Below are 10,816 nucleotides of genomic sequence, written 5' to 3' on the forward strand. Positions count from 1 at the left end.
GAAGATTGCTTTCAATGATGGTATCAAGAGCAAATCCTGTCGGGGCGATCGCCGATAACCATCCAGAAAGAATGATAATAATGATTTCCATTAAAGATGTGGCAAGGGGACTCCCGTTAGCCCCGATAGGGTTAGCGGGAGAGGAATTGCCACAAACAAGGGAGTCTGAGCAAAGCGAATCAGTGTGTTCATCAGAAAAATGGGTAGAAACCCCGCCCTTATAGGACGGCTTTATATTGGTTCCGTTACCGCCTTGGAGTTGTTTAATTAGGATGCTTTTGTATTGCATTTTTAACAGGACAATTACTGTATCTAATTAAACAACCCTGTACGCATAACGGATTTTGCTCTTTCGAGCCTCCCTTTCGGGGTAAAGTTTGCCTCGACAATGTTATCTAGGCTTGTTAAGTACAACTCACTGGCTTAACTCTTAGACCTGTTTAAAGTTGTACGAAAGGGCTACAAACTGGCACGCATTCGTAGGTTTCGTGACCTAAATAACGTAGCGATTTCTCGCTGAGTCTGGTCAGGTTAGGGCTTTTTCAAGCTCCCGCTAGAGTCCGGAGGACTTAGCGGTGAGTTCCTGACTAACAGAAATATTAGGAGATCAAAAGATTTATTTAAAGTGATTTATAGACAAATAAACTCACAAATAAACTCACAAATGAGGGAGCGACCCCAATCGAGGTCGCTCCCTGTCACTCACTCATCACTTCAACTTAAAAAGATATTGGGAGTCTTGCCGTGTTTCGACCCCAGATTCTTTTCTCGTTGTTGCTTTTCCTCACACACAAGCTAATTATGTCGATTTCTCGATTCTGCCCTTGACAAGTATGTGCCACTTTGAAAAGTGTCTCTTAAGGGTTGACAATTTTCCCATAATTCTATAGACATTTACTGTTGTCTGTCTAGGAATGTAAAGTAAAAGAAAATTGTAACAGAAGTTGAAAATTTAAGTTGAAAATTAAAGAAACCCAACTTTTTTGAAAAAGTTGGGTTTCTTAGTTTTACAATCGCTATTTAGATGCGATAGATAGGTTCTTAAGCGTCAGCAGCTTTGCGCTTGCGAATGGAAGTACCAGCAAGTCCGCTAATTGCTAATAAACCTAAGATGGTAGCAGGTTCGGGAACGCCCTCAACAGTGACAGCCGCGCCAGAGAAAGTCAAGCCTGTTAATTTCCCTTCAGGATCGCTTTCGAGAAGTGATTCAACCTCTAAAGCCGTCAAACCAGCAACCTGGAAGGTTAAAACTCCTTTTCCTGCTGTAGTTTCGTAGTCATTACCCAAGAACATACCGTCAAAGAACAAGTTGAAAGAAGTAGAACCACTTATTCCGCCTGCGTCAGAATATTCAAAACCGGTAATCTTAGTCAGGTTGAAAGTGTCATTCCCGTCAGCAACACCTTTTAGAGGAATTGGAGCCGTAAAATCCCCAGCATCAAGCCAGTCACTACGACGATCCGCGTAGGTTTTGTCTGTACTGAGGTCGATAAAGGACTGAACTTCTCCAACTAATGGCATACTCAAATCCTTAAGAAATGCACTTTGATAGTTGGCAAAAGTTCCCGTACCATTGACAATTTCTACTTCAGCTAAGTCATCATCAATGCCCATTGTATTAACATTGGTGTAGAGACTATCAACGAAATCAAGATAGCCGCTAGATAAGTTGAGCTTAACGTTTTCGTTGCTAATTTGGAAACTGCCCGCAAATCCTCCAGCTTCAGCAGAGCCAACATTGAGAGCCATACCAGCAACAACGAGAGGAAGAGCGATCGCCGCTTGAGTGATTTTGGAGAAGAGAGTAGATTGAACAGTCATGGTTAGTACCTCGATATTGCTAGAAGAGTTAGTTTAGTTTCTTGAAGAATGGGGATAGCGCGATTTAGGTTCTGTCGTTCAGATGAATGACTGATAACGCTTTAGTTTACAGCTTGTTAAAATCCCGCTTCCCCCGACTCAAATATGTTTATTTGTTTTTTGTCTGGTGGAGATGCTCTTGGAACACTCTGGTAGGAACTTGTCCTTGCGCTTATCTATAACAATACTGGCTACCTCTGGAAAATGCAACCGTAAAATCACTTCTTGATTAACTCTTTATATTTCTCTGGACTTTTTTAAGGAAATGATGAACTTGAGGGATAAGAGTTCTTTGTTTTCTAGAAAATATCACTTTTTTGCTGTGTCGATCGCACTCTTCTTGTGATCTAGAATAACATGGACTACGCGATCGCGCAATTCAACCGCAAATTTACGCAAAGCGATCGCCGAATCGAAAGAAAAAGATAAAATAGGCAAACCAATACACCTCCACAGATAATAAAGATATAGTCCCCCATCTTCCATTGCCCAATGATTTTTCCCGACTTTTCCCAATTCTGCGAACTTGCCAAACAGGGTAATTTTGTTCCCGTCTATCAAGAATGGGTCGCCGACCTCGAAACCCCCGTTTCTGCTTGGTATAAGGTCTGTGCGGGACAACCCTATAACATTTTGCTTGAGTCTGTAGAGGGGGGAGAAAATCTGGGACGCTATAGTTGGTTAGCCAGCGATCCGGCATGGATTTTAGAAGCGAGAGGCGATCGCACCACCCAAACCCACCGAGATGGAAGCATCAATACCTTTAAAGGTAATCCTTTCCATATTTTGGCAGAATGCTTAGAACCCTATCAGCCCGCCAATTTACCCCAACTTCCTCCTGGTATTGGTGGTTTATTTGGCTTTTGGGGTTACGAACTGATTAACTGGATCGAACCGCGAGTCCCTATCTATCCTCTTCAAGAAGGGGATCTTCCCGATGGCATCTGGTTGCACTTCGATAGTTTAATTGTTTTCGATCAAGTGAAGCGGAAAATTTGGGCGATCGCCTATGCAGACCTGCGATCGCCCCAAACCGACCTCAAAAGCGCCTATCAATCAGCCTGCGATCGCGTTACGTCCCTACTTCTCAAACTCAAACTCCCTCTTCCCGTTGAAGCGACACAATTAGAATGGTATCCCCAGAGCCAAAATACCGATCCGTTTTATGAGAGCAATACCAGCAAAGAACAGTATTGTGCGAATGTCGAAAAAGCGAAAGAATACATTCGGGCAGGAGATATCTTTCAAGTGGTTATTTCTCAACGCCTATCTGCTTCTTATACAGGTTCTCCCTTTAGTCTTTATCGTTCCCTGCGCCTAGTTAACCCTTCTCCTTATATGGCCTATTTTAACTTCGGGGATTGGCAAATCATCGGTTCGAGTCCCGAAGTGATGGTAAAAGCGGAAAAACTCCAGGAGGGGATAACTCGCGCTACTGTTCGACCGATCGCCGGGACTCGCAAACGCGGACAAACTTTCGCTGAAGATAAAGCCTTAGAAGAAGACCTCCTTAAAGACCCGAAAGAATGCGCGGAACACGTGATGTTAGTCGATCTCGGGCGCAACGATCTGGGGCGGGTCTGTGTTAGCGGTAGCGTAACGGTAGACGAACTGATGATTGTGGAACGCTATTCCCACGTTATGCACATTGTTAGTAATGTTATTGGTGAATTGCAGGACGATAAAACAGTTTGGGACTTACTGCAAGCGACCTTTCCGGCTGGAACCGTAAGCGGTGCGCCGAAAATTCGCGCTATGGAAATCCTACACGAACTGGAACCGGAACGACGGGGGGTTTATTCGGGAGTTTATGGCTACTACGACTTTAGCGGACAACTTAATAGCGCGATCGCCATTCGGACAATGATAGTTCGTCCCCAAGGCAGCGATCGCCATCTCGTTTCCGTTCAAGCTGGGGCGGGTTTAGTGGCTGATTCTATCCCAGAAAATGAATATGAAGAAACCCTCAATAAAGCACGGGGTTTACTTGAAGCCATTCGCTCCTTAATTTAATTTAATGAATCGAAACCCTACTGACAGTGTGTAAACTGTTGAACTACAACAATCCTGTTTAATTCTTTTGCATCGAATCTAATTGATATGAGTTCTAAATTCAAACCTCCCATCACCATCGCCTTAGTTTTAGGGATTTTGCTCTCAAGCTGCACCCAACCGGGGTCAACGGACTTGAAACCGGAAAAACTAATCCTGACGGGAGCCAGTACGATTGCTCCTCTTGCTTTATCGATGGGACAACGTTTTGAAGAACAGAATCCCAATATTCGCATTGATGTCCAAACGGGGGGATCCTCGAAAGGATTAGCCGATGCAAAACAAGGATTGGCGGATATTGGTATGGTTTCCCGCGCCCTAAAACCCGAAGAACAAGCAGGAACACAAGTTTTTCTCATCGGTTTGGATGGGATTGCGATCGTCGTTCATGCCGAAAACCCCTTGCAAAATATTACCCGCCAACAAGTGATTGATATCTATACCGGAAAAATCGAGAATTGGCAAGATTTAGGGGGTAAAGATGCTCCCATCACTGTTGTGCATAGAGCCGAGGGACATTCCACCTTAGATATCTTTCTTGAGTATTTTGGTCTTGATAACACCGATATTCAGCCCGATGCAATCATTGGCGATAATCAACAAGGGCTGAAAACGATTGCTGGCAATCCTGACGCGATCGGTTATCTTTCTATTGGTTCGACAGCTTATGATATGAACCAAGGTGTCAAGATTAAAATGTTGTCCTTAGATGGTATTGAACCCAATCAGGAAACGGTTGCGGATGGCAGTTTTCCTTTACATCGCCCTCTTAACTTAGTCACCGAAGGAGAACCTTCAGAGTTGGCTAAAAAATTCATTGATTTTAACTTGGCTGAAGAAAACCATGACATCATCCGCCAACAGAAATTCATTCCCCCAAAAAATTGATAGCTTGCTGGTGTGGATTCTGCGAGGGATGGCGGTAATCGTTGGGGGGATTGTTTTTTTGATCTTAACTTTCCTCGTTCTTGAGTCCCTACCCGCATTTCGTCAGGTTGGTTTGCTTGCTTTTTTCACAGATTCTTCTTGGCATCCCGTCCAAGGATTCTACAATCTGATGCCCATGTTGATCGGTACCCTCCTAGTTGTGACGGGTGCTGTTTTATTGGCTGCGGTATTGGGAATTCTCTCGGCCTTATTTTGCAATTACTATGCGCCTAGGGCGATCGCCAATGTCTATCGGCGATCGCTGGAACTATTAGCAGGAATTCCAGGAGTCATTTATGGTTTTTGGGGATTAACGGTATTGGTTCCCCTAATTAACCGCTTACATCCTCCAGGAACAAGTTTGCTGGCAGGAATTTTACTCTTAGCACTCTTAATTTTGCCCACGATCGCCCTCACCGTCGATGCCAGCTTCTCAACGATATCGCAAGAATATTTACAAGCTGCAACTTCTTTGGGATTATCCCGATGGGGAACGATTTGGGGGATTGTCATGCCTGTCGCGCGATTTGGGGTATTTTCGGGCATTGTTCTGGCTGCGGGACGGGCTTTAGGGGAAACCATGATTGTGTTAATGGTTTGTGGCAATGTGGTGCAGATACCTAGCTCTATTTTCGCTCCGATCCGCACTTTACCTGCCAATATCGCCTTGGAAATGGGTTTTGCTCTTGGAGAACACCGTTCGGCTTTATTTGTTAGTGGTTTGCTTTTAATGGGGGCCAGTTTTATTTTAGTTTTTCTGGCTGAGGCGATCGCCCCCGAAGATTTTTATGATTAACAAATTTAGACCTTTTTCTTTTAGTCTCAAACAAAGAGACAAAATTGCTTATAAGGATATTTTCTTGGCCTTACTGGTTTGGTCAACTGCATTTTTTGTAACCGGTGTTTTCCTCTGGATTTTATTCGATATCTTCTGGCACGGTAGCAGACAAATTTCTTGGGCATTCCTGACAGGTAAAACCCTAGATTCCGGTCGCACGGGGGGTATTGCACCTATTCTCGTTTCAACTTTACTGCTATTAGGGATTTGTTTGGTTGTTGCCCTACCATTGGGACTAGGCACTGCTATATTACTGGCTGAATTTACACCCACAGATCACTGGTTTGGACGATTAATTCGCTTTAGTTTAGATATTTTGGCAGGGGTTCCCTCTATTGTTTTTGGTTTATTTGGTAATGCCTTTTTCTCGATTGTCCTCGGATTGGGATTTTCTCTCTTTTCAGGGGGTTTAACTTTAGCTTGTATGGTACTGCCCATCCTGATTCGATCTATAGAGAAAGGACTGCGGGGAGTTCCTAACGATTATCGTTTGAGTGCGGCATCTCTCGGACTTTCACGTACTGCTACCCTCACAAAATTGTTGTTACCGGCTGCAGTTCCGAGTGTAGTTGCTGGGTTAATTTTAGGAATTGGCCGGGCAATGGCTGAAACTGCGGCGCTTATTTATACTAGCGGTAATGTTTACCGAATGCCGGAATCTCTTTTTGATTCCGGTCGTTCTCTTTCCTTACATATCTACGACTTATCTATGAATGTTCCTGGGGGAGATGACAATGCTTACGCTTCGGCTTTAGTATTAGTGTTCCTCTTATTGGCGATCGACACTACAGCAATTTGGATTACAGAAAAACTACTCCGTGAAAAGATACAAAATTGAAAAGATACAAAATTGAGCCGCAAAGATTAGCATCTCCCCACTTATTCCCCTTCTCCAAATACTACTCTCTAATCTGTAAAAGAGTAGCCCTTGAGAAAATCAAACTTTTCCATTTCGGCTTGTATTCGTTCTATTTCTTCTGGTTTCCATTGTATCTTTGTGCGAGTTTTGTTGGGGGAAGCAAAAACAATACTTGCACAATCGCAAAGATAATCTTCTGGTGCAGATTGTCCTAAAAATTCACAAAGTTTAGTTAAAGTTTCTTGAGGATTGACAATAAAATCTTCGTGACGGAGTTGATGGAATTGCTCTACTGCCACTTTTTTCTGAACCCGTTCAACAATTTCACACAAGGAAAAATACTTTTTAATACAAAACTCTGGACTTGACCAGTCACCCTGTCCTCTTACCAAGATTGAGGCAATGTTATCATAGGGGTTTCTAATAACATGAATAAAATCGATAGGCTTGTTAACAATATTAGAAGTAGTTTCCAGTAAAGAAATATCTTCTCCTAACTGTCTTGAGGTCGATCCTCCTTTATTATCACCAATTACTTTTAATTTTTGAAAACGTCCTTGCCATTGATTGGGGACATTATAACTATACTCTTTCTCCTTTCCAGTATTCGCTAAGTCTTCTCTGTTCTGGCCGTGTCGTTGAGAATTATTAAGTAAAAAATGATAAAGCTCTTTTTTCTGAACTCCTCGTCTAATATATTCGAGAACATCTTGTTCGTGAGCAATAATGATATTAGGATGAGCATCAAGCAATGAACCGACAATGGTATGACCGCTTCTGGGATAACCAATAAACAGACAAAATCTATCTATCTCTTGGAATGCTTGTTCAAATTTATCCTTGTTTAAGAGATATGCCTCGTCTAACTGAGCATTCCTTTTTTTTCTCATTTGCTTCCACCCAGGATATCTTTCAAATCCTTGTCTTTGTGATGAAGTTTCTGGATTATCTTGAGGGTTTTGGGTCATCAGTTTTTCTCCTTAATTTCCAGTTGGAATTCTCTGCTGGCAAATTTTTTGCAGATATCCTTTGGGATTTTATGGAAGAATACTACCATGAATGGCCTAGTCAATCTTAAAATGTAACTTGATTGAACTGAGTTATTAATAATGGCTTGAGGCGATCGCCTCTTAAGATTTCGAGTAATCAATCGAAATGGGGAATTTCTAACTAAAAATAGAATGCTTCTGCTATGGTATTAGTGTTTTAACCATGAGAGAGGGATTGACACTGCGGTAACTTTGGATTGCAGCCCAGTTTCTCCATCAAAGGATTAATATAGAGCCGCGATAAGTTCTAAAGTATTATATCTATCCATAATCCATGAGTATAGTTTCATCTGATACAAACTTGATTTCCTCTCCCACTCAGACAAATGTGCTTCAATCCTACCTATTTACCCAGAAATTGAGCCTCCATTACGGTTCCAAGGCAGCATTTAAAGATGTAAACTTATCAATTCCTAAAGGCTGTATTACTGCAATTATCGGTCCTTCTGGCTCTGGAAAAACCAGTTTTCTCTGTTGCCTTAATCGTTTGACCGACCTTATGCCTCACTGTAAACTCTCTGGCAAAATTAAGCTAGGAGAGTTGGACATTCTCCACCCTAAAACCGATACAGTTGCTCTGCGTCGTCGAGTGGGCAAAATTTTTCAAAAGCCCAATCCTTTTCCTTTATCCATTTGGAACAATATTGCTTTTCCGTTAAAAGAACATGGGATTAAAAAACGCTACGATCTCGATCGCATTGTTGAAGAAGTTCTGATCGATGTAGGATTATGGGATGAAGTTAAAGATCGCTTAAAATCGTCCGCACTCTGCCTTTCAGGTGGACAAAAACAACGACTCTGTATCGCTCGAACTTTAGCATTAAAACCTGAAGTTTTATTGATGGATGAACCTTGTAGCGCTCTCGATCCTATTTCTAGCAGTATTGTCGAAAATCTAATTATCCGATTGCGAGGAAAATACACGATTTTAATTGTCACTCACAATTTAGCTCAAGCTCGCAGAATCTCCGATTATACCGCAATTTTTTGGGTACAAGATGGGAGTGGCAGACTGATTGAAATGGGTTCAGCCGAGCAAATTTTTGAAAATCCTCAAGAAGCAATTACATCAGCTTATATAAGTGGTATTCGAGGCTAAACAATATATGTAAATAACGCAATAATTTCTCATCCTACACTTTACTATGAAAACTTTTATATTCATCTGGCTCGGACAATTTCTTTCTCTAATTGGCTCTCGCTTGACCAGTTTTGGGCTTAGTGTTTGGCTCTACGAATATACTGGCTCAGTCACTCAATTTGGTTTATTAGTTCTCTGTAGAAGTACGGCTGGCTTGGTCTTTTCCCCGATCGCCGGAGTATTTGTCGATCGCTGGGATCGTCGCTGGACAATGATTATTGCAGATTTCTGTAGCGGTCTCTGTACTTTAGGGATTGCGGTATTATTAATCGTGGGTAAACTGGAAATTTGGCATCTTTATTTGAATGCTATTCTGAGTGCTGGTTTCAATTCTTGTCAATCGAGTGCTTATAGTGCAGCAACGACGGTTTTAGTCCCTAAAGAATATCTGGCTCGGGCTAGTGGTTTGGGTAGTATTGCAGGGGCTGTTTCCAAATTTATTTCCCCAGTATTAGCAGGAGCATTGCTAGTTACAATTGGGCTTCCTGGAATTATCGCGATCGACTTTGCTACTTTATTTTTTGCCCTTGTTCCTCTACTCTTAATCCGCTTCCCTGAATTACACTCAAATGCAAAGATGGAAGATAGTAAAAAAAGCTCATTTTTCCAAGAAGCGGCTGACGGTTGGAATTATTTAGTTATTAGACCTGGACTCTTAGGGTTATTGTTTTTTTTGGCCACAAAAAACATTTTTGCGGGTGCTTTTAGTGTTCTAACAATGCCGTTAATTCTCTCGTTAACTTCCCCAGTTGGTCTGGGTCTTATTCTCTCTCTCAGTAGTTTGGGATTGGTGGTTGGGAGTTTAATCATGAGCTTTTGGAAGGAACGAGAAAACCAGATTAATATATTATTTGCTTTTACTTTATTAACAGGAATCTCTATTTTTGTTGCAGGTTTACGCCCTTCTTTATATTTATTTACAATTTCTAACTTTTTCTTCTTCATGACATTTCCTATAATTGGAGGTTTAGTACAAGTTACTTTGCAAAAAAAAGTTCCCTTGGAGTTACAGGGAAGAGTTTTTAGTTTAAAAGTTCCTATTGCTAGTATCGGTTTGACCTTGGGCTATGCGATCGCAGGTCCTTTAGATGACAACATTTTTGAGCCTTTAATGGCTCAGGGAGGACCTTTAGCAGAAAATATCGGCCATATTATTGGCGTAGGAACTGGACGAGGTATTGGACTTTTGGATATTATTATGGGAGCTATTCTGATCTTGATTGCTGCGATCGCTTATCAGTATCCTCGTCTTCGTTTGTTGGATGAAGAAATACCGGATGCTATTCCCGATCGCTTTGATGCGGAGATAGAAATGCAACCCTCTACACAGAAAATTGCAAATAAGGAGAGTATTGCGGCATAAAATGGTAGGCTTTTTATGGTTTTATAAGAAAAGGAAGATTTTAGGACAGGGATTTTAATTATGGACGCGATCGAGCAAAGTAATGTCAATGTTGTAAGTCGGGAAGTCAAACCCAATTTCACCGATTTATTAGGGACATGGTATAATACAAACCCTCAAACCGAGAATATCGCTAAAGTCATTATAAATGTTGAAAATGATGAAGTGATGATGCAGGTTTTTGAGGCTGGAAATCCTAATCTTTCTGATTGGGGAAAAGCCAAATTACAAGTTTTTACAACAGGTATTACTGCATCTATCGTTTATGGGTTTACGACAAAATACGATCGCGAACTTATGGAGACTGTAATTGCCGCTAATTGCAAGAAAGGGGTTTTGGTATTACAGGCTTATAATACCCACAAGAATAGTCCTGACAAGTTTAACTATTTCTCGCGAGAGTTTTTCCATCAGTCGCCAAGCAACTGACCTTTCAAGACACTTTTTAAGACATTGTTTGATGCACAATTAATGCACAATTAATACACCCTCAATATTGAACAGAAATCCAGAATCAACAAGAATAAATAATGAATAAAAACCAAGTAGATTTCAAGAACCTTCTGGGAACTTGGCACAATACGCAACTAGAAACCAAAGGGATTGCCTCTTTTGAAATATATAATCAAAATGATATCCCAACTTTTCGTGCTTTTGGTTCAAAAACAAGTGAAGTTATTGGAGATTG

General features: G+C 41.5%; 11 protein-coding genes. 7 read left to right on the top strand and 4 right to left on the bottom strand.

Going from position 1 to position 10,816, the window contains the following annotated elements:
• From VB714_RS25635 to VB714_RS25645, 3 genes are all read right to left on the bottom strand, one after another.
• On the bottom strand, positions 1–289 hold a 289-nt coding region (locus VB714_RS25635), incomplete at its 3' end, for a hypothetical protein (protein ID WP_323227963.1).
• Positions 290–1,041: 752 nt separating this feature from the next.
• The gene (locus VB714_RS25640; protein WP_323227965.1) at positions 1,042–1,821 is read right to left on the bottom strand and encodes a PEP-CTERM sorting domain-containing protein; all 780 of its coding nucleotides are present in this window, start codon (positions 1,819–1,821) and stop codon (positions 1,042–1,044) included.
• A 348-nt stretch (positions 1,822–2,169) separates the two neighbouring features.
• Positions 2,170–2,298 (bottom strand): hypothetical protein, encoded by a 129-nt coding sequence (locus tag VB714_RS25645; protein ID WP_323227968.1) that lies wholly within the window; start codon positions 2,296–2,298, stop codon positions 2,170–2,172.
• A 54-nt stretch (positions 2,299–2,352) separates the two neighbouring features.
• Between VB714_RS25645 and trpE the strand changes: the two genes are divergently transcribed.
• The 4 genes from trpE to pstA all read left to right on the top strand — a co-directional run bounded on the left by trpE (position 2,353) and on the right by pstA (position 6,515).
• Positions 2,353–3,873, top strand: coding sequence for an anthranilate synthase component I (gene trpE / locus VB714_RS25650; protein ID WP_323227970.1), 1,521 nt, complete (start codon positions 2,353–2,355; stop codon positions 3,871–3,873).
• Positions 3,874–3,960: 87 nt separating this feature from the next.
• Entirely contained in the window at positions 3,961–4,800 is an 840-nt protein-coding gene (locus VB714_RS25655) for a phosphate ABC transporter substrate-binding protein (protein ID WP_323227973.1), read from the top strand.
• On the top strand, positions 4,757–5,635 hold the full coding sequence (gene pstC, locus VB714_RS25660) for a phosphate ABC transporter permease subunit PstC (protein WP_323227976.1): 879 nt from the start codon (positions 4,757–4,759) through the stop codon (positions 5,633–5,635). The genes VB714_RS25655 and pstC overlap by 44 nt, the downstream gene beginning before the upstream one ends.
• Positions 5,628–6,515, top strand: a complete 888-nt coding sequence (pstA, locus tag VB714_RS25665; RefSeq protein WP_323227979.1) for a phosphate ABC transporter permease PstA — start codon at positions 5,628–5,630, stop codon at positions 6,513–6,515. Before pstC ends, pstA begins: the two co-directional genes overlap by 8 nt.
• A gap of 68 nt (positions 6,516–6,583) precedes the next feature.
• On the opposite strand, the gene VB714_RS25670 is transcribed toward pstA, so the two are convergent.
• Complete coding sequence (locus VB714_RS25670; protein ID WP_323227982.1) at positions 6,584–7,504, bottom strand: sulfotransferase; 921 nt, start codon at positions 7,502–7,504, stop codon at positions 6,584–6,586.
• Positions 7,505–7,859: 355 nt separating this feature from the next.
• On the opposite strand from VB714_RS25670, the gene VB714_RS25675 reads away from it, so the two are divergent.
• The 3 genes from VB714_RS25675 to VB714_RS25685 are packed head-to-tail and all read left to right on the top strand — an operon-like array spanning position 7,860 to position 10,557.
• Positions 7,860–8,684 carry a phosphate ABC transporter ATP-binding protein gene (locus tag VB714_RS25675; RefSeq protein ID WP_323227985.1) on the top strand — a complete coding sequence of 275 codons (825 nt, stop codon included), beginning with the start codon at positions 7,860–7,862 and terminating at the stop codon, positions 8,682–8,684.
• A 46-nt stretch (positions 8,685–8,730) separates the two neighbouring features.
• Entirely contained in the window at positions 8,731–10,089 is a 1,359-nt protein-coding gene (locus VB714_RS25680) for an MFS transporter (protein ID WP_323227987.1), read from the top strand.
• A 60-nt stretch (positions 10,090–10,149) separates the two neighbouring features.
• Positions 10,150–10,557 (top strand): hypothetical protein, encoded by a 408-nt coding sequence (locus VB714_RS25685; RefSeq protein WP_323227988.1) that lies wholly within the window; start codon positions 10,150–10,152, stop codon positions 10,555–10,557.
• The last annotated feature ends 259 nt before the right edge of the window (positions 10,558–10,816 follow it).

This window comes from Spirulina sp. 06S082 (genome assembly GCF_034932145.1).
Taxonomy (GTDB): domain Bacteria; phylum Cyanobacteriota; class Cyanobacteriia; order Cyanobacteriales; family Spirulinaceae; genus CCY15215.

Bases quoted from the DNA above. Each gene is read 5' to 3' on its own strand.
- VB714_RS25640 (WP_323227965.1), bottom strand. From the start codon at position 1,821: ATGACTGTTCAATCTACTCTCTTCTCCAAAATCACTCAAGCGGCGATC.
- trpE (WP_323227970.1), top strand. From the start codon at position 2,353: ATGATTTTTCCCGACTTTTCCCAATTCTGCGAACTTGCCAAACAGGGT.
- VB714_RS25655 (WP_323227973.1), top strand. From the start codon at position 3,961: ATGAGTTCTAAATTCAAACCTCCCATCACCATCGCCTTAGTTTTAGGG.
- pstC (WP_323227976.1), top strand. From the start codon at position 4,757: ATGACATCATCCGCCAACAGAAATTCATTCCCCCAAAAAATTGATAGC.
- pstA (WP_323227979.1), top strand. From the start codon at position 5,628: ATGATTAACAAATTTAGACCTTTTTCTTTTAGTCTCAAACAAAGAGAC.
- VB714_RS25670 (WP_323227982.1), bottom strand. From the start codon at position 7,504: ATGACCCAAAACCCTCAAGATAATCCAGAAACTTCATCACAAAGACAA.
- VB714_RS25675 (WP_323227985.1), top strand. From the start codon at position 7,860: ATGAGTATAGTTTCATCTGATACAAACTTGATTTCCTCTCCCACTCAG.
- VB714_RS25680 (WP_323227987.1), top strand. From the start codon at position 8,731: ATGAAAACTTTTATATTCATCTGGCTCGGACAATTTCTTTCTCTAATT.
- VB714_RS25685 (WP_323227988.1), top strand. From the start codon at position 10,150: ATGGACGCGATCGAGCAAAGTAATGTCAATGTTGTAAGTCGGGAAGTC.